The sequence below is a fragment of the Mesorhizobium sp. M0802 genome, from assembly GCF_040320115.1.
Lineage (GTDB): Bacteria > Pseudomonadota > Alphaproteobacteria > Rhizobiales > Rhizobiaceae > Mesorhizobium.
On the sequence record NZ_JAMYOY010000001.1, the window covers coordinates 97601 to 118208 of the forward strand.

The window sequence follows — 20608 nt, forward strand, 5'->3', positions numbered from 1 at the left end:
TAGGCGACAGAGCGCTAGCGCTGCACCCCCACCCCGGCTCACTGTCTTCGCTTCGCTGCGGCAGCGAGCCGACCCTCCCCACAAGGAGGAGGGTGAGGCTGCGCCGCCGGCGCCAGACAGGATCGAGACGAAATTAGCCAATACCGCCATTCTACTGCCCCAGCCGTTCGAGCAGGATCGGCACGTGCACCTGGTCGGATTTGTAGTTGCCGGTCAGCATGTACATCATGATGTTGACGCCGGCGCGCAGCGCATAGATGCGCTGCATCGGATCCGATGGCACGGTCGGCAAAAGCGGGTCACCATTCTCGTCGACGGCCCAGGCGCCGGCAAAATCATTGGCGGTGATCAGGATCGGCGAGACGCCGTCGCCGACGCGTACCGGCCGATTCTCGGCATTGCTGGCCTCGAGCGAGGCTTCCACCCAGAGCGGGCTGCCGGAGAAGCGGCCGGGAAATTCGGGCAGGATGAAGAAGGATTTGGTCAGCACATGGTCGGCGGGCACCGGCTCCAGCGGCGGCACGTTGAGATTGCCGAGAATGTCGCGCAACCGTTCCGTCGCCGGGCTCGCCGAATCCGCACCGATGCCGTTGGCGAACTGGTCGCGCGTGTCGAACAGCACCGTGCCGCCCTGCTGCATATAGGCGTCGATGCGGGCGATCGCGGCTTGGCTCGGCATCGGCGCGGAGGGATCGATCGGCCAGTAGATCAGCGGATAGAAGGAAAGCTCGTCCTTCGAGATATCGACGCCCGCCGGCGCGCCCGGCTCGAGCGCGGTCTTCTCGATCAGGAAGCGGGTCAAGCCTTCGAGCCCTGCGCGGCTGATCGAATCGTCACCGGGCACACCGGTCAGCACATAGGCGATGCGGGTCTTGGCAATGTCCTCGATAGCGGCGGCATCGCCGGGCTTGGCGTCGTCAGCGCGGGCGAGGTCGGCATGGCCAAACAGCATGCCGAGGCCAAGCAGCAGCGCAGCCGTCGTTGCTGCGGCCGATCGGGCGCGGCGCGGTCGGCGCGACATCAGCCCGCCCATCCAGAACACCGCCAGCGTGTCGAGCAGCATAAGCACAAGTGCCGCTGTGACCAGCGATCCCTTGAGGTCGCGCGATTCATCGAAAGCGTACTGGATATTGGTCACCGGCACTGTGAATTGCGGGCGCACCAGCGGCGCGAAGGCGGTGGCCGGGTCGAGCAGATTGTGGGCGAAAACGCCGGTTTCCGAGCCATAGAGGCCGGGCGGGTTCTCGAACGTCACCGGCAGCGAGCCGGCGCCGGGGACCAGCGGTCGTGCGTCCGGCGTCGGCGGCACCAAAGTGCCGTCGGCGGCTATCATGCGATAAGGCGCCAGCGACGTAGCAGCGGCTTCGGCGTTGGCGACCGCCGCACCCTGGTTGCGCGACAGCTGCACGATGCGCCGCAGCATCTCGACGAAGCTGCCGGAGATCGGCAGCGTCGACCATGTCGCTTCCGGGGTGATGTGGAACAGAACCAGCGTGCCCTTGCCCTTCTTCAACCCGGTCACCAGCGGGGTGCCATCGGCAAGGGTTGCCCAGGTGCGCTCGACGATGTCCGGGGTCGGTTCGGCCAACACCTGCCGGCTCACCGTGACCTCGGCCGGCGGTGCGAGGTCGGCGAACGGGCCGTTCTTCGGGAATTCGGTCACCGCTTGCGGCGTTGTCCATGACAGCGCGCCGCCAAGCGAGCGCTCGCCGGTGCGCAGCCTGACCGGCAACAGATCATCGTCATTGCCGGCGGCGGCCAGCCGCGAACCGGCAAAGCGCACCAGCGTGCCGCCATTGTCGACCCAGTCGACCAGCCGCTGATGGACCTGCGGCGGAATGGTACCGATATCGGCCATGACGATCATCGCCGGTTTCTGGTCGAGAAGCTGCGGGATGGCGTCGGCGAGATCGACGCTCGACGGTTCGACCAGATCGGCGAAAGGCTGCAGCGCGCGCCTGATGTAATAGAGCGGCGACAGAAGCGGCTGCGCCTGGTCGGCCTCGGCCTGCGATAAAAGTCCGACGCGGCGGCGCTTGGAGCTTTCGTCGAGCACGCGCACCGCACCTGCCTGGCGTTCGCCGTCGAGCGCGATCGAGGCGAAGTCGTTGCGCAGTTCGAACGGCACCGCCATCGTGCCGGTGGCGGTGGTCTCACCCGGCGCGAAGGTCAGCGTCGCGTCGGCGATGCGGCGGCCCTTGTCGTCGAAGGCGCCGGCTGTGACTTGTGCCGGCGCCGGATCGCCGGGCGCGCGAATGGCGGTCAGGGCGAAGCCGTCGACCTCGTTCTCGGCGCCGGTGAGCCCAGTCAGCGCCAGCCGGTCGGAATTGGCCCAGACGACACGGGCGGCATTTTTCGACAGCAGTGTGTTGAAGGCGGCCTCGTCGCCCTTTGCCGCAAGGCCGTCGGCGAGAACGGCAACGCTGGCGCCGGGCAAGGCTTCCAGCACGCCGGCGACGCGGGCATAGACAGCGGGTCGGTCGGTCGGGATCGGCCTCGGCTTGGCGGCGCGCAGCCGGTCGAGGGCAGCCGCCGCATCGAAGGGGCCGATCTCGGCGTTCGGCTTTTCGGCCGTGAAGGCGATGACGACCGGTACGCCGTTCGAACCGGCATCGGCGATCAGCCGCTGGGCGGTGGCGACGCGCTTGCCCCAGTCGGCGGCACTCGCCCAGTCATTGTCGATGACGAGCGCCAGGGCGGCGCCCTCGGCCGGCAATTTTTCGCGCGGATTGAAAACGGGTTCGGCCAAAGCGGCGACGACAAGGGCTGCCATCAACAGCCGCAGCAGCGTCAGCCACCACGGGCTCTGCTGCGGCGTTTCCTCGCGCTTCAGCACGCGAGCGAGGATCTTCAGCGGCGGAAACATTTCGGACTGCGGCTTGGGTGGTGTGAGCCTGAGCAGCCACCAGATCACCGGCAGCGCCAGCAGGCCCCACAACACCATGGGAGCGCCAAAGGAGAGCGGCAGCCAGCTCATGCGCCGGCCCTTCCCACGAATGCGCCATCGGCGGTCATCGCCATGTGGATGCGCACCAGCGCCTCGGAAGCGAGGCGGTCGGTGTGGTTGACGGTATAGCTCCAGCCGAGGCGCTTGCACCAGCTGGCCAGCTCCTGGCGGCGGGCGGTGTAGAGCAGGCGATATTCGTCGCCGAGCATTTCGGCGCGGCCGGCGGTCAGCTTGTCGCCGGTCTCGGGATCGGTGAATTCGGTGCGGCCGGCATAGGGAAAGGTCTCCTCCGCCGGATCGGCAACCTCGATCAGATGCGCACGCACGCCATGCCGCGCCAGCACATCGAGCCATTCCATGGTCTCCTCGACCGGGTCGAGGAAATCGCTGACGACGACGATGTCGCAGAAGCGGCGGATGGCGGACAGGTCAGGCTTTGCCGGCGGGTCGGCGGCGTGCATCAATTGCGCCGCGATGCGCTCGGCGCCGTTGCGGGCGGTGAACGGATCGGTCAGGCCGGGCCAGGCGATGCGCTCGCCGCTGCGAGATAGCAATTCGGCCATGGCCAGTGCCAGCACCAGCGCGCGCGATTCCTTGGAAACGCTGGCGCCAGTCGATTTGTAGAGCATGGAGGGCGATGGGTCGGCCCAAAGCCACACCGTGTGGGCTGCTTCCCATTCGCGGTCGCGCACATAGGTGTGGTCGTCCCGGGCCGAACGGCGCCAGTCGATGCGCGAGGAATCGCCTTCGACATAGGGGCGGAACTGCCAGAAATTCTCGCCGATGCCGCGCTTGCGGCGGCCATGCCAGCCGGCAATTACCGTATTGACGATACGGCGTGCCTCGACCAGCAGGTCCGGCACCAGCGAAGCCCGCAACCGGCCCCTGGCGAGCGCGTCGCGCGTCGCTGCCGGTGCCTGGACTTCGCCGATACGCGCCATCAGATTCCTTTGGCCAGTTTCGCTACCACGTCGCGCACGGTCGTGCCCTCGGCGCGGGCGGCAAAGGTCAGCGCCATGCGGTGCTGCAGCACCGGTTCGGCCAGCGCGCGGATGTCGTCCACCGACGGCGCCAGCCGCCCGTCATAAAGCGCGCGCGCACGGGCGCACAGCGTCAGCGCCTGGCTGGCGCGCGGGCCGGGACCCCAGGCGACATGCTTGTCGGTCTCGGCATTGCCCTGGCCGGGACGCGCCGAACGCACCAGTTTGAGGATGGCGTCGACGACGCTTTCGGGCACCGGCATACGGCGGATCAGCGTCTGGATTTCCCTCAGCCGCGCCGGCTGCAGGACGTTTTGCGCCTTGGCGTCCTCGATGCCGGTGGTTTCGAGCAGAATGCGCCGCTCGGCCTCGATTTCGGGATAAAGGATGTCGACCTGCATCAGGAAGCGGTCGAGCTGCGCTTCGGGCAGGGGATAGGTGCCTTCCTGCTCCAGCGGGTTTTGCGTCGCCAGTACATGGAAGGGTGCGGGCAGGTCGTGGCGAATGCCGGCGATGGTGACGTGATATTCCTGCATCGCCTGCAGCAGCGCCGACTGGGTGCGCGGCGAGGCGCGGTTGATCTCGTCGGCCATCAGCAATTGCGCGAAGATCGGGCCGGAGATGAAGCGGAAGGAGCGCTTGCCGGCCTCGTCCTGTTCCATCACCTCTGAGCCGAGAATGTCCGACGGCATCAGGTCGGGTGTGAACTGGATGCGGCGCGAATCGAGGCCGAGCACGACACCGAGCGTTTCGACCAGCTTGGTCTTGGCAAGGCCGGGCACGCCGACCAGCAGCGCATGGCCGCCGGCAAGCAGCGCCACCAGCGTGCGCTCGACCACCACTTCCTGGCCGAAAATGACGCGGCCGACGCCGTCGCGCACCCTGGAAATATCGGCCAGCGCCGTCTCGGCCTGGGCGATCATGTCCTTTTCGCTGATTGGGCTTTCCTTGACCATTACGCTCATGCCGCATCGATCCTTGTGCTGGAAGTACCGGCTTGCACTGTAGTGCCTTAGAATGCCGCGATTCGGCTTCGCCTGGCGCCTACGAATGAATTTAAATCACAGACTTAGGCTGACAAGCGGAACAACAGTGACTATTTCGTGACCATGACGGAACGCTCCGAACATCGCGAACACAGCCTTGCTGCCGCAACCGAGGCGCGCGGTCTCGAAGCGTTGATCTCGCGTGCGGCTCGCGCCGGCAAGGGCGCGGCGCCGGTGGAGCGCTGGAATCCCGACTTTTGCGGCGATCTCGACATGGAGATCAAACAAGACGGAACGTGGTTCTATCTCGGCACGCCGATCGGCCGCATGCCGCTGGTGCAGCTGTTTTCCAGCGTGCTGCGCAAGGACGAGGATGGCAGGACCTATCTGGTGACGCCGGTCGAACGGGTCGGCATCCGCGTCGTGGACGCGCCTTTCATCGCGGTTGAAATGGATGTTTCCGGCGCCGGCGCCGAGCAGACCATCACTTTCCGCACCAATGTCGGCGATGTCGTCGAGGCCGGACCTGGCCATCCGCTGCGCTTCGTCGACGAGAACGAGACCGGCGGCCTGAAGCCCTATGTGCTGGTGCGCGGGAGGCTGGAAGCGCTGGTGGCGCGGCCGGTGATGTACGAACTGGTCGAGCATGGCGAGGAGATCGATATCGGCGGCAAGACGATGTTTGCCGTGCGCTCGAAAGGCGAAATCTATCCGATCATGCCGGCGGAAAAACTGAAGCGGCTGAGCGCATGATGGATCAGGTGAGGCCGCCGCCGTTTTCCACAGCGGATTTTCGCGCGCGGGTCGCGGCGCAAGCTGAAGCCCATGCCGGCGACGATTATGGCGATCATCGCTTCAACCCCGGCCATCCACGGTTGACGCAGCTCAAAGCGCTGCGCGACGCCGCAGTGCTGATCCCGGTCGTCGATCATGGACGCGATGCGACCGTGCTTTTGACCAAGCGGGCGGAAAAACTGCGCAGCCATTCGGGGCAGGTGGCTTTTCCCGGCGGCACCATTGATCCCACCGATGCGACCCCGGAAGCAGCGGCCTTGCGCGAAACCTTCGAGGAGATCGGGCTCGGCCAGGACCGCATCGAGATCATCGGCCGCATGCCCGATTATGTCGCCGGCAGCGGCTATCGCATCGCGCCGGTGCTGGCGATCGTCGAGCCCGGTTTTACGCTGTCGCTCAATTCCGACGAGGTCGACGCCGCCTTCGAAGTGCCGCTTTCGTTCCTGATGGATCCGGCCAACCACACCAGGGACAGCCGCATGTGGAACGACCTGGAATGGTTCTTCTACGATATGCCCTATGGCGGCCAGCGCATCTGGGGCGTCACCGCCGGCATCATCCGCACGCTCTATGAAAGGCTCTATGCTTGAGTGATCCGATATCGCTGGCGGGCAGAGCCGACTGGCTGGGTGAAAAGCATCTCCAGCGGCTGCTTGCCGTGCTGGCGCAGGGCGGCGAGGAAGCCCGCATCGCGGGCGGCGCGGTGCGCAATGCGCTGATTGGGCAGCCGGTCGCCGATATCGACGTTGCTACCACTTGCCTGCCCGAGGAAACCGTTCGCCGCGCCGAGGCGGCGGGCTTCAAGGCAGTGCCGACCGGCATCGAGCACGGCACGATCACGGTGATTGCCGGCGGCGCGCCCTATGAGGTCACCACGCTGCGCGCCGACATCGAGACCGATGGCCGCCGCGCCAAAGTGTCGTTCGGCCGCGACTGGAAGGCCGACGCCGAACGGCGCGATTTCACCATCAACGCGCTCTATGCGGAGGCTGACGGGACGGTGGTCGACCTGGTCGGCGGCGTCGGCGATATCGAGGCACGAAGGCTGCGCTTCATTGGCGATGCCGAGCAGCGGATCCGCGAAGACTATCTGCGCATCCTGCGTTTCTTCCGCTTTTTCGCCTGGTATGGCGAGGGTCGGCCCGATGCCGAGGGATTGAAGGCCTGCGCCCGGCTCAAGGACGGTCTCGCCCATCTCTCGGCCGAACGCATCTGGTCCGAGCTGAAGAAGTTGTTATCGGCCCCAGATCCGTCGCGCGCCTTGCTGTGGATGCGCCAGGCCGGCGTGCTCACCAGCGCCCTGCCGGAAAGCGAGAAATGGGGCATCGATGCCATTCATGGGCTGACCAAGACAGAAAAGGATCTGGGCTGGGCGCCGGACCCGCTGCTCAGGCTGGAGGCGATCGTGCCGCCCGATGCGGCGAGGATGAAGACACTGGCCGAGCGGCTGAAACTTTCGACCACTGAGGCGGAGCGCCTGCGCCACTGGGCGCTGACGGCTGCCGTCGAGCCCAAGACAAGCGAAGCGGAACTGGCCAAGAAACTCTATTCCGGCGAGCGCCAGGGTTTTCTCGATCGCCTGCGGCTGTCGCTGGCGTCGGCGCGAGCGCGGGCTCTCGAGGACAATGACGCGCTGGTTCAGGCCGGCGGGTTTTCGCGCCTGCTCGCTTTTGCGCTGAAATGGGAAAAACCGGTGTTCCCAGTCAAGGGCGGCGATCTGACGGCGCTTGGCGCGTCGCCGGGGCCAATACTCGGTGCGATCCTGAAAAACCTGGAAAAGGAATGGATCGGGTCCGGCTTTGCGCTCGATCGCGACGCGCTGCTGGAGCGCGCCGCGGAAGCCCTGAAGGCCAGATAGGACTGCTCAGGCCGCGTCGCGAACTTTCTCGATGCGCGAGCGGATCGCCTCGATCATCGTCTCGCGAATGACCGTTTCGCCATGTGTCTCGCGCATATGGTCGACGGCGCGGCGCATGACCTCGGCTTCCTCACCGGCACGGGTGTGCCACTCACAGCCGGGAACCAGCGAGCCGCAATGGAATTCCTTCATGGGGTTTTCTCCTTTTCCTCCTTGGAGCCTGTGCCTCTCATGGGCACACGAAGCTCCGCCATCTCTGTTCCGCGCCCTGTCACAGCAGTCGGTTTCGGGGGCACGCACGGGGGAGCTAGCATAACACGGTTCGACGGTTTTGGTTGCCGTGGGTGCGAAAAGGCGGAGCAGCGCTGCTCCGCCCCTCTTGTCAGGCTAAGCCAAGGCAAGACCGTTCGGTCTTGTCCCCATCACTTCACGATCTTGACGGACTCGGCAACCTTGTTCTTGCCGCTCATGTCCCAGGAAACGCGGACCTTTTCGCCGGCCTTCAAGCCTGGATCCTTGAAGGTCTGGGGCAGCGTGAAGGTGGATCCATCGTCCAGAACAAGGCTCATGGCCGTGCCATCATAGGTCTTGACCGTGCCCGTGGTGTGCTTGACCGCGGCAAAGGCAATCGAGCCGGAAGCGAGAAGTGCAGCGGCGGTTGCCGATACAATGAGCTTTCGCATGGTAAGTACTCCTGGAAAATGCGGGCATTCGTTTGGGAAAATGCTCCGCCTTGTTCAGGGCCGTCCGGTAGCGTCGTGTCGCGACACCCTTCATTGCTCTCAAGGGAACCGCCGGCGCTTCCCGGCCCGGAAACGACAAATAGTCGCTTTATTCCAACTGCCTATTAGACGAAAAAGATAGTCGCTGCGCCACATTCCACCCCAAGATTCGGCGAATGGGACGCCATTGTGGCTCACGTTGCGCTCACCGATAGTTTACGGCCACCTGACCTCCGGCGGCAGGCTGGACAGGATCGAGGCGACATTGCCCCCGGTCTTCAGGCCGAAAATGGTGCCGCGATCGTGAAGCAAGTTGAATTCTGCGTAACGGCCGCGGCGAATGAGCTGCTCGTCGCGGTCGTCGTCGGTCCAGTTCTCGTTGAAATGGGCGCGAACCAGGTGTCCGTAGACGACAAGGAAAGAACGCCCGACATCCTGGACGAAGTTCAAATCGGCATTCCAGCCGCCTTTCTCCTCCCCCGAATGCAGCCAGTCGAAAAAGATGCCGCCGACGCCGCGCGGCTCGTGGCGGTGCGGCAGATAGAAATACTCGTCGCACCAGGCCTTGAATTTGGGGTGGTCGGCGATCGCAGCGTTCTTCTCGCAGGCGAACTGCATGGCTCGATGGAAGGCGACCGTGTCGGGGTGATCTTCCGTGCGGTTGCGGTCGAGCACCGGCGTCAGATCGGCGCCGCCGCCAAACCAGTGGCGCGACGTCACGACCATGCGGGTGTTCATGTGCACGGCCGGCACGTTGGGGTTCCAGGGATGCGCGATCAACGAAATGCCTGATGCCCAGAAGCTCGGGTCTTCCTCGGCGCCGGGCATCTGCTTCCTGAATTCGGGCGAGAATTCGCCATAGACGGTCGAAGTATGGACGCCGACCTTCTCGAAGACGCGGCCGCGCATCATGGACATGGCGCCGCCGCCGCCCTTGCCATGGTCTCGTTCCCACGGCGTCTTTTCGAAGCGGCCGGGCGACCATTCGGCCAGCGGACCGGTCAAGTCCTGCTCGATCTGCTCGAAGGTGGTGCAGATGCGCTCCCGCAGCGTCTCGAACCAGAGCCTGGCCTTCATTTTCTTCTGTTCGATGTCGGCTGGCAGGCCTGCCGGTATTTCTGGTCGTTCCAAAATGCTGTCTCCGGTCGCAGCCGACAAAGGACCTAGTGGAGTGAATTTGAGATTTGCACACAGCGTGGCGCAGGGCACGGCGCAAATGTCAAATTCGAGAACTCCACCAGAAACATAAACTTGCTAGTGGTCCTTGTGATTCCAACGTTCGCAACGGCGACTGGGGATTAGGAAGGCGAATGTTGGAATCGGAGCACTAGCCTTTTCCGGGCGCGATCCCTAATCTCTTAGGGGCAAGGGTCAAGTGTCATCTGGTTCGGCCCAGGAGTTCTTTCATGCGCACGCCGGCAAGACCGCCGCTGCATGGCCTGAAGAAAAGGCTCGATCGTTCACGCGCCGAGCGCGAGCGCATGCCGCGTGACGGGTTTTTGCGGGAGACCTTTGTCTTGCCGCGCCCCGATGCGCGGCTCAAAGCCAAGGAATGGTTCGAACGCTTTCCCAAGCAGGCCTACTGGACCGAGATCGAAAGCTGGTTCGAACGGCCGGGCGACGTCATAGAATTCACGATACGGCGGCTGCCGGCGGCGGATTAGGATCCCACCAGCAGTCGCCTTGCGCCCGGCCCTTGCGCACTCAAGCGATCTTCCCTGTTTCGCAGCGGGCATTTGTCGATCGACATGCAGCCGCAGCCGATGCAGTCGGTCAGGCCGTCGCGCAGCTTCTTTAGCTGAGTGATCTTGCGATCGAGGTCGTCGCGCCAGCCGGTCGACAACAGGTTCCAGTCCTCGCGCGTCGGGGTGCGGCCTTCTGGGAGCGATTCAAGTGCGGCGCCGATCTCGGCCAGCGAAATGCCGACCTCCTGGGCGATCCGGATGATCGCCACCCGCCGCAGCACGTCGCGGCCATAGCGCCGCTGGTTGCCCGACGTGCGGTGGCTGCGGATCAGCCCGCGCGCCTCGTAGAAATGCAGCGCCGACACCGCCACGCCGCTGCGCATGGCCAACTGGCCGACCGTCAATTCCTTTACCGGAGCCATCTCGATTTTCCGCTTGACCTCAACTTAAGTTGAGCTTGTAGCCAGGAAATGTCGATAGGGTAATTGAGGAGAAGGCGATGTGCGCCTGGGTGAGAATGATGCAAGACGCAACGGCCGTTGGCGATGACGACAACGCGTTGAAGGGTCTAGCCGAGCTGCCGGATGGCTTCACCGGCGACCATGGCGACCGACAGCGCGACGTTGATGCTGCGCGTGCCCGGCTGCATCGGGATCGTCAGCCGCGCATCCGCCGCCTGATGGACAGGATCCGGCACCCCAGCGGATTCGCGGCCGAACAGCAGGATGTCGCCTTGGGCGAAGCTGAAGCCCGCATAGGGGGTCGCGGCTTTGGTGGTGAGCAGCACCAGCCGGCAGGCTTCGCCCTTGCGCCAATCCTCGAAGGCGTTCCAGTCGACATGGCGGGTCAGGGCAGCCATTTCGAGGTAGTCCATCCCGGCACGCTTGAGCGCTTTGTCGGAGAGCGGAAACCCGGCTGGTTCGATGATGTCGACGCCAAGGCCGAGGCAGGCGGCGAAGCGCAGGATAGTTCCGGTGTTGCCGGCGATGTCAGGCTGGTAGAGGGCGATGCGGAGACGGTGGTTCATTTCCGCGTCTTTCTAATAAGTGGCAGATCGGCCACAGCGGGTGGCTGGTTTTGGAAATTGCTGGACCTGCGGGTGGCCATTTTCTGCGAAGTCGATTATACCGCACGCATTGTCAACCCGAACCGATGGAGGGGTATTTCATGATGACCATGCACATCCAGCGCCCCTCCCGTGGGCTTACCTGCCTTCCGGCGGTTTCGGTACGACGATTTACCTGATTTCTTAGATCTGATCGCACCGATTCCCGCCGAACCCAATTTTCGGCTCTCGAAGGAATCCTGCGATGTTTTTCAACCGGTTAAAGGGGCCAAGCGCCCCAGCTGAGCATGTCGCGACCGAGGCCTATCCTCGTGTCCCGACGGATGCAATCCGTGCCTCCGGCCGAATGCCGGCGCACGACATTGCTTCGCCTTTTTATGTCTATTTTCACACGGAGGACGGACCGATGTTCGATCCCTATAAGATACCTGGTTCAAGAAGCCTGCACGAACGCAAGACGGCGACCTGGGCGTTGCTGGTCGGCGAGACCTATTCGTCGGCGGTTCACGCGCAGACGCGCCGGCGTCCGCATCGCGGCATGTTGCCGGATGTCGATTTCTCGCGTGCGGTTCCCGACCACAGCCGGCCGTCGCTGGTGCGCCGGATCATCCGGCTGATACGGCCGGGCGCGAAAAACCGGACTGGCGGCGGCGTGCCGTCAGTTCAGTCGAACGCTTCTGTCGGTGAAAAGCCCGCAAGTCCCTATATTGCGCGAAGCAGGACCGATGGCCCGGGTGATTCCGGGCCGTCAGTCCCCGCCGACGTACGGTCTGGGGACGCGGAGCGCCCCGGGGATTTTTCCCGCGCCGCATGAGCGGACAACAGTTTTGTGAGCATCACTATGTTTAGCTGGTTTGAAAGAAGGCTCGATCCGTTCCCCGCAGCGGAACCGGTCGAGCCGCCGAAGACGCTGGTTGCCTTCTGCGTGCATTATACGCGCGGCGCCTGGCCATACATCATCGTCGACGCGGTGCTGGTGACGGCGATTGCCATCGCGGAAGTGTGGATGTTCGGCTTCATGGGCCACATCGTCGACTGGCTGTCCGGGCAGAACCGCGAAACCTTCCTGCAGACCGAGAGCTGGAAGCTCGCCGGCATGGCCTTCGTCGTGCTGTTCGCGCTGCCGGGTACGGTATGGCTGCATTCTTTGCTCAACCAGCAGACGCTGATGGGCAACTACCCCATGCGCATCCGATGGCAGGTGCATCGTTATCTCTTGAAGCAGTCGATGAGCTTCTACCAGGACGAATTTGCCGGCCGCATCGCCACCAAGCTGATGCAGACGGCACTCGCCGTGCGCGAATGCGTCATCAAGGTGATCGAGGTGCTCAATTACGTCATCGTCTATTTCCTCGGCATGCTGTTCATCGTCGGCTCGGCCGACTTGCGGCTGGCGGCACCTCTCGGCGTCTGGCTGCTCGGCTATATCGGGTTGTTGCGCTATATCATCCCGAAGCTGGGCAAGGTCGGGGAGGCGCAGGCCAATGCGCGCTCGACTATGACCGGCCGCGTCGTCGACAGCTACACCAACATCCAGACGGTCAAGTTGTTTTCCCATGCACGGCGCGAAGCAACGTTCGCGAGAGAAGGCATGGCAGGCTTCCTTGACACGGTCTACCGGTCGATGCGGCTGGTGACGGTGCTTTACGGCATGCTCTATATCCTCAACGCGCTGCTCCTGTTTTCGGTAACGGCGACGGCGCTGTGGCTGTGGCTCGGCCAGGCGGTGACGATCGGCGCCGTCGCCGTGGTCATCGGCCTCGTGCTCCGTATGTGGGGCATGTCGCAGTGGATCATGTGGGAAATGTCGAGCCTGTTCGAAAACATCGGCACGGTGCAAGACGGCATCGCCTCGATCTCGCTGCCGCGCCTGGTCGAAGACCGGCCGGGGGCGAAGGACATTGCCGTCACCAAGGGCGAGATCCGCTTCGACGACATTCGTTTCCACTATGGCAAGCAGAAGGGCGTCATCGAGAACCTGTCGCTGACGGTGAAGCCCGGCGAGAAAGTCGGCATTGTCGGGCGCTCGGGTGCGGGCAAGTCGACGCTGGTCAATCTCCTGTTGCGGTTCTACGACCTCGAGAACGGCCGGATCCTGATCGACGGCCAGGAGATCGCTTCGGTGACGCAGGATTCGCTGCGCGCGCAGATCGGCATGGTGACGCAGGACACTTCGCTGCTGCATCGTTCGGTGCGCGACAACATTCTTTACGGGCGGCCCGATGCGACGGAGGAAATGCTTGTCGAGGCAGCCGGGCGGGCCGAGGCGCTGGAGTTTATCGGCAGGCTTTCGGATCACACCGGACGTAAAGGGCTCGACGCTCATGTCGGCGACCGCGGCGTCAAATTGTCCGGCGGCCAGCGGCAACGCATCGCCATTGCTCGCGTTATGTTGAAGGACGCACCGATACTTATCCTTGACGAAGCGACGTCGGCGCTGGATTCCGAAGCCGAGGCCGCCATCCAGGAGAATCTCTACAAGCTCATGCAAGGCAAGACCGTCATCGCCATTGCGCACCGGCTGTCGACCATCGCGGCGATGGACAGGCTCGTCGTCCTCGACAAGGGCCGTGTCATCGAGGAGGGGTCGCACGAGGAACTCGTCGCCAGCGGCGGGCTCTACGCGCAGCTCTGGCAGCGCCAGTCGGGCGGGTTCCTGCTCGATGACGGTCCGGTCGATGCCGCCAATGACGCTGTTGCCAACGACATCGGCGTGAAGGGTGAAGCCGCAGAGTGATGACGTCAGCATGATGACAGCCGTCTATCGCTGGTTCGAGGACTGGGTCTATCCGTTCAGGGAGCCGGCGGACCTTCGGCCACCGCCAAGCGTCGGCGGCTTCCTCTGGCACTATGTCGGCCAGGCGAAGTTCGCCTTCTTCGCCATGCTGGTCATCGGCGGCATCGCGCCGCTGATCGAGGCCGGGCTTTTCTACTTCGTCGGGCGGCTGGTCGATATTCTCGATCAGCTTCCCGGTGAACGCAGCTGGGACGCGCTGTGGACCGCCGCCGGGCCTGAGCTTGTTTTCATGATCGCAGTGGTGCTGGTCATCCGCACCGTCGTCGTCGGCCTGTCGGCGCTGGTCAACGAACAGACGATCACGCCGGGCTTCTACAATCTGGTGCGCTGGCAGGCGCACCGGCATGTGTCGCGGCAGTCCTACACCTTCTTCCAGAACGATTTCGCCGGCCGTATCGCGACAAAAGTCTGGCAGGCCGGGCAGGCGACCGGCGACCTGATGGAGAGCTTCATCGAGGTCATCTGGTTCATGCTCATCTATACGGTGACGACCTTGGCGCTGGTCGCCGGGCTGGATCTGCGCCTGGCCGTGCTGGTGGTGATCTGGATCCTCGCGTTCGCCTGGCTGGCCAAGCTCTATCTGCCCTCGATCCGCAGGCATGCCGAGGCCACGGCTGAAGCTGGCTCGATGATCAATGGGCGCATCATCGATTCCTATTCCAACGTGCAGACGCTGAAGCTATTCTCGGCCGACGGCGACGACCGCTACATCAAGAACGGCTTCGACATCTATCTCGATGCACTACGGCCCTTCACCCGCCGGCTGACCGGCGTGCGCATGGCGCTGACGACGCTGTCGGGCATCATGATCACCGCGATTGGCTGCTTTGCCGTCTATCTCTGGGTCGAAGGGTCGATCACCGTCGGCGCCGTCGCGTTCACGCTGTCGCTGGTCTTGCGGCTCAACATGCTGCTCGGGCGCGTGATGATGCAGCTCAACGGCATATTGCGAAATCTCGGCGTCCTGGAAAACTCCAAGGCGCTGATCTCGCAGCCGCTTGGCCTTGTCGATGCGCCGGATGCGAAAGAGCTTGTCGTCGCCGGCGGCCGCATCGAGGTGAAGAATGTCGAGTTCCACTACGGCAAGGGTTTTGGCGTGCTGAATGGCATCGACCTTGTGGTCAAGCCTGGCGAGAAGGTCGGGCTGGTCGGGCCGTCGGGCGCGGGCAAGACGACGCTCGCCAACCTCATCTTGCGCCTCTACGACCTCGAGAGCGGCAAAATCCTGATCGACGGGCAAGACGTCGCCGAGGTGACGCAGAACTCGCTGCGCGCCAATATCGGCGTGGTCAGCCAGGACACGGCGCTGTTCCACCGCTCGCTGCGCGACAACATCAAGCTCGGCATGCCGGACGCGACCGAGGCCGAGGTGATCGCGGCGGCGAAGAAGGCCGAGGCGCACGAGTTCATATTGGGCCTGCGCGACAACCGGGACCGTACCGGCTACGAGGCTTTTGTCGGCGAGCGCGGCGTGAAACTGTCGGGCGGCCAGCGCCAGCGCGTCGCGATCGCCCGCGTCTTCCTCAAGGATGCGCCGATCCTGATCCTCGACGAGGCGACCTCGGCGCTCGATTCCGACATCGAGGCGGCGATCCAGGAGAATCTGGCCAGGCTGATGGAGAACAAGACGGTCATCGCCATAGCGCACCGGCTGTCGACCATCGCCGCGCTCGACCGTCTTGTGGTGCTGGACGGAGGCCGCATCGTCGAACAGGGCACGCATGACGAGCTGGTGGCGCTCGACGGGCTCTATGCGCGGCTGTGGAAGCGGCAGTCCGGCGGCTTCCTCTACCACGAGGAAAGCGTGCTGGAAGAGACACGGCCGGCGGAGTAGGGCATGGCAGCGTCGCCTGATATCGGCTACGTCCTCAAGCGGCTACGGCCAACCGCGCCGGCCTTCGATGCGCTGAAGGAGGAGAGCCGGCTGGAAGGCTACTGGATGCTGGTGCGGCTGGCGGATGGCTGGGCGGGCGGCCGCAACAAGTTCCTGAAACGAGGCGAGGCGCTGTTTGGTGCATGGCATGGCCGAGAACTCGCTGGTGTGTGCGGGTTGAACATCGATCCTTATTTCGAAGGCAGGGACCACGGCCGGGTCAGGCACCTGTTCGTCAGCGCGCGTCATCGCCGCAGCGGCATTGGCCGCATGCTGGTCGAGACCGTCATTGACAGGGCACGTCAGCATTTTGCCGTGCTGAACACCCGCGCGCCACAAGAAGCCTTTGGGTTCTATGAACGGCTTGGCTTCCAGCCGGTGGTGGGCGAAGAATTCGTCACGCACCGCATGATGCTCTCTCAAGACAGAAAAGGAGGCTGAGATGTCACTGCGTCCGCCATCCCTAGGCGCCTCGGCTGCCGAAGCCGCGTTCGACGCCCTCGGCCATGAGATACTGGCTGAAAAGGCCGCAGCGCTCGGCCGTGCCGGCCAACGGGTCGAGGAAACGCTGGCCAAGCTCCGTCAGAACAACGACGACGAGGAGCAGCGACTGCGGCTGCTCAAGGAGGCTGCCGCAGCGGTGCACGCCTATTTCATCCAGCGTGAACTCTGCGGCCTGCGCCGGCATGAGTCGGTCATCCGCGAATACGATATCCCAAGGGCCGTGCTGGTCAGGCTCGGTGCAAGCTAGAGGTCATCAGCCGGCAACAATCATTCCAGCCATTCGGTGATGAAGCTGCCGTTTTCGTGGATGTCGGTCGTTTCGAGCGGGCCTGGGCCGAGATTGGTGAATTTGTGCGGCGTATCAGGCGGCACGATCAGGATCTGGCCGGCCGTGGCCTCGATCTGCTGGTCGCCGATCGTGAACAGGCCGGTGCCTTGCCGGATGATGAAGATTTCACAATAGGGATGCGTGTGCAGGCGCGGGCCGCCGCCAATCTCTTCCTGATAGTTGAAAATCAGGCAGGAGTTGGAGTCGTAGGCGCCGCATTGCAGTTCGCCCTGCCAGCGGCCGGGCGTCCTGGTCCAGGTCTCGCGGTCGATGATGTGTGCCATAGCCTCTAACCCTTCGTCGGTATCCAGGGGTTGAAAAGCTTCACGCCGGTGCCTTCAAAATCCTTGGTGTTGCGGGTCACGACTGTCAAGTTTTTGACGAGCGCGGTAGCGGCTATGAGGGCGTCGCGCTCCGGCTTTGGATCGGGAACGTGAAGGTTTGCGCAACGCACGACAACAGCCTTGTCTATGCTCAATATCCGGTCGTCAAACTGTGGAATGAGTGTCTGATCCAACCACTCACGGTACATGGTGGCCTGGCGAGTATCCTTCCTCGACAAGAGCAATGTTCCGATTTCGAGTTCCAGGATCGAAATGACCGACATGAAAAAGCTGGCGATGTCGTGGGTCTCTGACCAGGCCAAAACGTTGCGATCGGCCTTGTCCCGACGACGCAGATTCGAAACGACATTGGTGTCAAGAATGAACATCAGTCGAGTTCGGGAATCTTGAAAAACGGTCCTTCCAGGCGAGGTGGTTCCCAGTCGAAATCTGCTTCGGGGCGATCATCGGCAATCGCGTCCGCGAGGCTTCTCGGCTTCTTCTCTAAACGCTGATATTCCTCCATCGACATCAGCACATGGGAGGGCTTGCCGCGGTCGGTAATGATGACCGGCCCGTTCTTGGCTGCCCGTTTGGCATGCGCCGTGTCCTGGTTGAATTCACGGCTCGACATGATGGTTATCGTCTTCGTCGAGATATTCATATCAACACCTCCATCCGGAAGATGTAGACATATTGCTACATTCGGCCAAGCTCGTCAAATTTCTCTTCGTGCGGAACGCCCGCGACAATCTGCCCTTGTGGCCTCAGCCCGCTGGACAAAAACGGGCTTCACGCATAAACCGAAATCCAAATGCCGGAGGAATTCGCTAGCTTGTTCGCCATGCGCTGTCGGGCCGGCGCGATGGAGCGGGGACAAAGCTCGGCCGCCGGCTCGGAAGAGGCGAAAGGATCAGGCACCCGTGAGCGCAACCGACACCCAGGATCCCAACCGTCGTGATTTTCTCTACGTCGCCACCGGCATGGCCGCAGTGGTTGGCGCAGGCGCCGTTGCCTGGCCCTTCATCGACCAGATGCGCCCTGATGCCTCGACGCTGGCGCTGGCCTCGGTCGAGGTTGATGTCGCCTCGCTGACGCCTGGCATGTCGCTGATCGTCAAATGGCGCGGCAAGCCGGTCGTGGTGCGCAATCGCACCGAGCAGGAGATGAAGGACGGCGAAGCCGTGAACCTTGCCGATCTCAAGGATCCTATTGCCCGCAACGCCAATCTGCCCGCCGATGCGCCGGCGACCGATGCCAACCGCACCACGCCCGGCAAGGAAGCCTGGATGGTGATGGTGCAAGTCTGCACGCATCTGGGGTGCATTCCGCTTGGCCACGAAGGCGATTTCGGCGGCTGGTTCTGCCCGTGCCACGGTTCGGTGTACGATACCGCCGGCCGCATCCGCAAAGGCCCGGCGCCGGAAAACATGGCCGTGCCGGTATTCAAGTTCATTTCCGATACCAAAATCCTTATCGGTTGAGGCAGGGGATAATTCGATGAGCGAGGGACACTCGACCTATACGCCCAAGACCGGTATCGAACGCTGGTTCGACGCCCGCATGCCGCTGCCGCGCATGATCTATGACAGCTTCATCGCTTATCCGGTGCCGCGCAACCTCAACTATGCGTGGACCTTCGGCGGCATCCTCACGATCATGCTGGTGGCGCAGATCCTGACCGGTATCGTGCTCGCCATGCACTATACCGCCGACACCAATCTCGCCTTCAATTCGGTCGAGAAGATCATGCGCGACGTCAATTCCGGTTGGCTGTTGCGCTACATGCATTCCAACGGCGCCTCGTTCTTCTTCGTCGCCGTCTACATCCACATCTTCCGCGGGCTTTATTACGGCTCCTACAAGGCGCCGCGCGAGCTGCTGTGGATCCTCGGCTGCATCATCTATCTGCTGATGATGGCGACCGGCTTCATGGGCTATGTGCTGCCCTGGGGTCAGATGAGCTTCTGGGGCGCCACCGTCATCACCGGCTTCTTCAGCGCCATTCCGCTGGTCGGAAACTGGATCCAGGAACTGCTGCTCGGCGGTTTCGCCGTCGACAACCCGACGCTCAACCGCTTCTTTGCGCTGCACTATTTGCTGCCGTTCATGATCGCCGGCGTCGTCGTGCTGCACGTCTGGGCGCTGCATGTGGTCGGCCAGTCGAACCCGACCGGCATCGAGGTGAAATCGAAAACCGACACCGTTGCCTTTACGCCCTATGCGACCATCAAGGATGCATTCGGCATGATCGTGTTCCTGTTCTTCTTCGCCTATTTCGTCTTCTACCTGCCGAACTTTCTCGGCCATCCGGACAATTACACGATCGCCAACCCGCTGAAGACGCCGGCCCACATCGTGCCGGAATGGTACTTCCTGCCGTTCTACGCGATCCTGCGCGCGATCACCTTCAACATCGGGCCGATCAACTCCAAGCTCGGTGGCGTGCTGTGCATGTTCGGCGCCATCGTCATGCTGTTCCTGGTGCCGTGGCTCGACACCTCCAAGGTGCGCTCGGCGGTCTACCGGCCCTGGTACAAGCTTTTCTTCTGGCTGTTCGTCGCCGACGCTGTCCTGCTTGGCTGGCTTGGCTCGCAGCCGGCGGAAGGTGGCGGTCTGTTGACCCTCCTGATAGGTGAGGTCTCGGGCAACTACGTTGGCTACGCTCAAGCGGCGACACTGTTCTACTTCGCCTTCTTCCTCGTCATCCTGCCGGTGCTTGGCCTGATCGAGACGCCACGCAGACTGCCGAATTCGATCACCGAGGCGGTGCTGGAGAAGAACAAGGGTGCCGGAGGGGGACATCCGGCCGGTGCGACCGCGGCGCCGGAAACCAAAGGCTGAGTGAGAATCTAAGGGGATTTGGCATGAAAAAGATTCTCACCTCGCTCGCCCTGCTAGGCGTGTTTGCCGCTGGCATCGGAGCCGTCGGCAGTGTGGCGATCGCCGCTGAAGAGGCGCACAACGCGGCGGCACCGACGCATTTCCCGATCCACGAGCCGAAGGAGATGGACTGGACTTTTGCCGGTCCGTTCGGCACCTACGACAAGGCGCAGCTGCAGCGTGGCTTGAAGGTCTACAAGGAAGTCTGCTCGGCCTGCCACTCGATGAATTTGGTGGCGTTCCGCACGCTGGAGGACCTCGGCTATTCGGAAGCGCAGATCAAGTCGCTGTCGGCTGAGTACACCATCCATGATGGACCCAACGATGCCGGCGACATGTTCGACCGCCCGGGCAAGCCGTCCGACCATTTCCCGGCGCCGTTCGCCAATGAGGAGGCGGCTGCCGCTTCCAACGGCGGCGCTGCCCCACCGGATATGTCGCTGCTGGCCAAGGCGCGCGGCGTCGAGCGCGGCTTCCCGCGCTTCGTCTTCGACATCTTCACGCAATATGCGCAGGGCGGCCCGGACTACATCCATTCGCTGCTGACCGGCTACGACGAGACGCCACCTGCCGGCATGGTGATCCCCGAAGGCACCCACTACAATCCATACTTCATGTCCGGCGTGTCGCTGAAGATGCCCAAGCCGCTCTCCGACGGCCAGGTCACCTACGATGACGGTTCGCCGCAGACGATCGACCAGTATTCGCGCGACGTCTCGGCGTTCCTGATGTGGGCGGCCGAGCCGCATATGGAAGACCGCAAGAAGACCGGCTTCCGCGTTCTGGTGTTTCTGCTTCTGTTCGGCGCGCTGATGTATCTGACCAAGCGCAAGGTGTGGGAAGGCGTGGCGCACTAAGCCG

General features: G+C 63.3%; 23 protein-coding genes. 12 read left to right on the top strand and 11 right to left on the bottom strand.

Features of this window, described 5'->3' with window-relative positions; translation table 11 throughout:
- Window positions 1–151: 151 nt before the first annotated feature.
- Genes NKI10_RS00455 through NKI10_RS00465 form a run of 3 tightly spaced genes read right to left on the bottom strand, consistent with a single transcriptional unit; the run spans window position 152 to window position 4892 of the window.
- Entirely contained in the window at window positions 152–2977 is a 2826-nt protein-coding gene (locus tag NKI10_RS00455) for a DUF4159 domain-containing protein (RefSeq protein ID WP_352857975.1), read from the bottom strand.
- Window positions 2974–3888 carry a DUF58 domain-containing protein gene (locus tag NKI10_RS00460; RefSeq protein ID WP_023701554.1) on the bottom strand — a complete coding sequence of 305 codons (915 nt, stop codon included), beginning with the start codon at window positions 3886–3888 and terminating at the stop codon, window positions 2974–2976. The genes NKI10_RS00455 and NKI10_RS00460 overlap by 4 nt, the downstream gene beginning before the upstream one ends.
- Entirely contained in the window at window positions 3888–4892 is a 1005-nt protein-coding gene (locus tag NKI10_RS00465; protein WP_023670009.1) for an AAA family ATPase, read from the bottom strand. The genes NKI10_RS00460 and NKI10_RS00465 overlap by 1 nt, the downstream gene beginning before the upstream one ends.
- 144 nt (window positions 4893–5036) lie before the next feature.
- Here NKI10_RS00465 and NKI10_RS00470 point away from each other — a divergent pair, with 144 nt between their 5' ends.
- From NKI10_RS00470 to NKI10_RS00480, 3 genes are read left to right on the top strand one after another with little or no spacing between them, the layout of a single operon-like run.
- Entirely contained in the window at window positions 5037–5666 is a 630-nt protein-coding gene (locus NKI10_RS00470; RefSeq protein WP_023670010.1) for a DUF1285 domain-containing protein, read from the top strand.
- Window positions 5666–6298, top strand: coding sequence for a CoA pyrophosphatase (locus NKI10_RS00475; protein ID WP_023724971.1), 633 nt, complete (start codon window positions 5666–5668; stop codon window positions 6296–6298). Before NKI10_RS00470 ends, NKI10_RS00475 begins: the two co-directional genes overlap by 1 nt.
- Complete coding sequence (locus tag NKI10_RS00480; protein ID WP_031203840.1) at window positions 6295–7566, top strand: CCA tRNA nucleotidyltransferase; 1272 nt, start codon at window positions 6295–6297, stop codon at window positions 7564–7566. The genes NKI10_RS00475 and NKI10_RS00480 overlap by 4 nt, the downstream gene beginning before the upstream one ends.
- 6 nt (window positions 7567–7572) lie before the next feature.
- Here the strand turns inward: NKI10_RS00480 and NKI10_RS00485 are convergent, their stop codons facing one another.
- The 3 genes from NKI10_RS00485 to hemF form a co-directional block, all read right to left on the bottom strand.
- Window positions 7573–7758 (bottom strand): DUF1059 domain-containing protein, encoded by a 186-nt coding sequence (locus tag NKI10_RS00485; protein ID WP_023670013.1) that lies wholly within the window; start codon window positions 7756–7758, stop codon window positions 7573–7575.
- A gap of 230 nt (window positions 7759–7988) precedes the next feature.
- A complete protein-coding gene (locus tag NKI10_RS00490; RefSeq protein ID WP_023683686.1) occupies window positions 7989–8249 on the bottom strand; it encodes a DUF1344 domain-containing protein in 261 nt (86 codons plus the stop codon).
- Window positions 8250–8504: 255 nt separating this feature from the next.
- Entirely contained in the window at window positions 8505–9419 is a 915-nt protein-coding gene (hemF, locus tag NKI10_RS00495) for an oxygen-dependent coproporphyrinogen oxidase (protein ID WP_023683687.1), read from the bottom strand.
- A gap of 275 nt (window positions 9420–9694) precedes the next feature.
- On the opposite strand from hemF, the gene NKI10_RS00500 reads away from it, so the two are divergent.
- Window positions 9695–9952 (top strand): hypothetical protein, encoded by a 258-nt coding sequence (locus NKI10_RS00500; RefSeq protein ID WP_023683688.1) that lies wholly within the window; start codon window positions 9695–9697, stop codon window positions 9950–9952.
- Here the strand turns inward: NKI10_RS00500 and soxR are convergent.
- Together soxR and NKI10_RS00510 are read right to left on the bottom strand one after the other, a co-directional pair.
- A complete protein-coding gene (soxR, locus tag NKI10_RS00505) occupies window positions 9949–10395 on the bottom strand; it encodes a redox-sensitive transcriptional activator SoxR (protein WP_023728261.1) in 447 nt (148 codons plus the stop codon). The genes NKI10_RS00500 and soxR overlap by 4 nt on opposite strands.
- A 146-nt stretch (window positions 10396–10541) precedes the next feature.
- Window positions 10542–11000 (bottom strand): tRNA (cytidine(34)-2'-O)-methyltransferase, encoded by a 459-nt coding sequence (locus tag NKI10_RS00510; RefSeq protein ID WP_023814986.1) that lies wholly within the window; start codon window positions 10998–11000, stop codon window positions 10542–10544.
- Window positions 11001–11445: 445 nt separating this feature from the next.
- Between NKI10_RS00510 and NKI10_RS00515 the strand changes: the two genes are divergently transcribed.
- Genes NKI10_RS00515 through NKI10_RS00535 form a run of 5 tightly spaced genes read left to right on the top strand, consistent with a single transcriptional unit; the run spans window position 11446 to window position 16460 of the window.
- Window positions 11446–11853, top strand: coding sequence for a hypothetical protein (locus NKI10_RS00515; protein ID WP_023683691.1), 408 nt, complete (start codon window positions 11446–11448; stop codon window positions 11851–11853).
- A 27-nt stretch (window positions 11854–11880) separates the two neighbouring features.
- Window positions 11881–13776 carry an ABC transporter ATP-binding protein gene (locus NKI10_RS00520; protein ID WP_352857980.1) on the top strand — a complete coding sequence of 632 codons (1896 nt, stop codon included), beginning with the start codon at window positions 11881–11883 and terminating at the stop codon, window positions 13774–13776.
- A gap of 10 nt (window positions 13777–13786) precedes the next feature.
- Window positions 13787–15670 (top strand): ABC transporter ATP-binding protein, encoded by a 1884-nt coding sequence (locus NKI10_RS00525; protein ID WP_023705914.1) that lies wholly within the window; start codon window positions 13787–13789, stop codon window positions 15668–15670.
- Window positions 15671–15673: 3 nt separating this feature from the next.
- On the top strand, window positions 15674–16150 hold the full coding sequence (locus tag NKI10_RS00530) for a GNAT family N-acetyltransferase (protein WP_023691590.1): 477 nt from the start codon (window positions 15674–15676) through the stop codon (window positions 16148–16150).
- 1 nt (window position 16151) lies between these two features.
- The gene (locus NKI10_RS00535; protein WP_023691589.1) at window positions 16152–16460 is read left to right on the top strand and encodes a DUF6665 family protein; all 309 of its coding nucleotides are present in this window, start codon (window positions 16152–16154) and stop codon (window positions 16458–16460) included.
- Window positions 16461–16480: 20 nt separating this feature from the next.
- Here NKI10_RS00535 and NKI10_RS00540 read toward each other — a convergent pair whose 3' ends face one another.
- The 3 genes from NKI10_RS00540 to NKI10_RS00550 are packed head-to-tail and all read right to left on the bottom strand — an operon-like array spanning window position 16481 to window position 17528.
- The gene (locus NKI10_RS00540) at window positions 16481–16825 is read right to left on the bottom strand and encodes a cupin domain-containing protein (protein ID WP_023683696.1); all 345 of its coding nucleotides are present in this window, start codon (window positions 16823–16825) and stop codon (window positions 16481–16483) included.
- 5 nt (window positions 16826–16830) lie between these two features.
- Complete coding sequence (locus NKI10_RS00545) at window positions 16831–17253, bottom strand: type II toxin-antitoxin system VapC family toxin (protein WP_023691588.1); 423 nt, start codon at window positions 17251–17253, stop codon at window positions 16831–16833.
- Window positions 17253–17528, bottom strand: a complete 276-nt coding sequence (locus NKI10_RS00550; RefSeq protein WP_023701566.1) for a type II toxin-antitoxin system Phd/YefM family antitoxin — start codon at window positions 17526–17528, stop codon at window positions 17253–17255. The genes NKI10_RS00545 and NKI10_RS00550 overlap by 1 nt, the downstream gene beginning before the upstream one ends.
- Before the next feature lie 259 nt (window positions 17529–17787).
- On the opposite strand from NKI10_RS00550, the gene petA reads away from it, so the two are divergent.
- Genes petA through NKI10_RS00565 form a run of 3 tightly spaced genes read left to right on the top strand, consistent with a single transcriptional unit; the run spans window position 17788 to window position 20604 of the window.
- The gene (petA, locus tag NKI10_RS00555; RefSeq protein ID WP_352857982.1) at window positions 17788–18348 is read left to right on the top strand and encodes a ubiquinol-cytochrome c reductase iron-sulfur subunit; all 561 of its coding nucleotides are present in this window, start codon (window positions 17788–17790) and stop codon (window positions 18346–18348) included.
- Window positions 18349–18364: 16 nt separating this feature from the next.
- Window positions 18365–19708: a cytochrome b gene (locus NKI10_RS00560; RefSeq protein WP_023683697.1), complete on the top strand. Its 1344-nt coding sequence runs from the start codon at window positions 18365–18367 to the stop codon at window positions 19706–19708.
- 23 nt (window positions 19709–19731) lie between these two features.
- Window positions 19732–20604 carry a cytochrome c1 gene (locus tag NKI10_RS00565; protein ID WP_023670029.1) on the top strand — a complete coding sequence of 291 codons (873 nt, stop codon included), beginning with the start codon at window positions 19732–19734 and terminating at the stop codon, window positions 20602–20604.
- The last annotated feature ends 4 nt before the right edge of the window (window positions 20605–20608 follow it).

Bases quoted from the DNA above. Each gene is read 5' to 3' on its own strand.
- NKI10_RS00455 (WP_352857975.1), bottom strand. From the start codon at position 2,977: ATGAGCTGGCTGCCGCTCTCCTTTGGCGCTCCCATGGTGTTGTGGGGC.
- NKI10_RS00460 (WP_023701554.1), bottom strand. From the start codon at position 3,888: ATGGCGCGTATCGGCGAAGTCCAGGCACCGGCAGCGACGCGCGACGCG.
- NKI10_RS00465 (WP_023670009.1), bottom strand. From the start codon at position 4,892: ATGAGCGTAATGGTCAAGGAAAGCCCAATCAGCGAAAAGGACATGATC.
- NKI10_RS00470 (WP_023670010.1), top strand. From the start codon at position 5,037: ATGACGGAACGCTCCGAACATCGCGAACACAGCCTTGCTGCCGCAACC.
- NKI10_RS00475 (WP_023724971.1), top strand. From the start codon at position 5,666: ATGGATCAGGTGAGGCCGCCGCCGTTTTCCACAGCGGATTTTCGCGCG.
- NKI10_RS00485 (WP_023670013.1), bottom strand. From the start codon at position 7,758: ATGAAGGAATTCCATTGCGGCTCGCTGGTTCCCGGCTGTGAGTGGCAC.
- NKI10_RS00490 (WP_023683686.1), bottom strand. From the start codon at position 8,249: ATGCGAAAGCTCATTGTATCGGCAACCGCCGCTGCACTTCTCGCTTCC.
- NKI10_RS00500 (WP_023683688.1), top strand. From the start codon at position 9,695: ATGCGCACGCCGGCAAGACCGCCGCTGCATGGCCTGAAGAAAAGGCTC.
- soxR (WP_023728261.1), bottom strand. From the start codon at position 10,395: ATGGCTCCGGTAAAGGAATTGACGGTCGGCCAGTTGGCCATGCGCAGC.
- NKI10_RS00510 (WP_023814986.1), bottom strand. From the start codon at position 11,000: ATGAACCACCGTCTCCGCATCGCCCTCTACCAGCCTGACATCGCCGGC.
- NKI10_RS00515 (WP_023683691.1), top strand. From the start codon at position 11,446: ATGTTCGATCCCTATAAGATACCTGGTTCAAGAAGCCTGCACGAACGC.
- NKI10_RS00520 (WP_352857980.1), top strand. From the start codon at position 11,881: ATGTTTAGCTGGTTTGAAAGAAGGCTCGATCCGTTCCCCGCAGCGGAA.
- NKI10_RS00525 (WP_023705914.1), top strand. From the start codon at position 13,787: ATGATGACAGCCGTCTATCGCTGGTTCGAGGACTGGGTCTATCCGTTC.
- NKI10_RS00530 (WP_023691590.1), top strand. From the start codon at position 15,674: ATGGCAGCGTCGCCTGATATCGGCTACGTCCTCAAGCGGCTACGGCCA.
- NKI10_RS00535 (WP_023691589.1), top strand. From the start codon at position 16,152: ATGTCACTGCGTCCGCCATCCCTAGGCGCCTCGGCTGCCGAAGCCGCG.
- NKI10_RS00540 (WP_023683696.1), bottom strand. From the start codon at position 16,825: ATGGCACACATCATCGACCGCGAGACCTGGACCAGGACGCCCGGCCGC.
- NKI10_RS00545 (WP_023691588.1), bottom strand. From the start codon at position 17,253: ATGTTCATTCTTGACACCAATGTCGTTTCGAATCTGCGTCGTCGGGAC.
- NKI10_RS00550 (WP_023701566.1), bottom strand. From the start codon at position 17,528: ATGAATATCTCGACGAAGACGATAACCATCATGTCGAGCCGTGAATTC.
- NKI10_RS00560 (WP_023683697.1), top strand. From the start codon at position 18,365: ATGAGCGAGGGACACTCGACCTATACGCCCAAGACCGGTATCGAACGC.
- NKI10_RS00565 (WP_023670029.1), top strand. From the start codon at position 19,732: ATGAAAAAGATTCTCACCTCGCTCGCCCTGCTAGGCGTGTTTGCCGCT.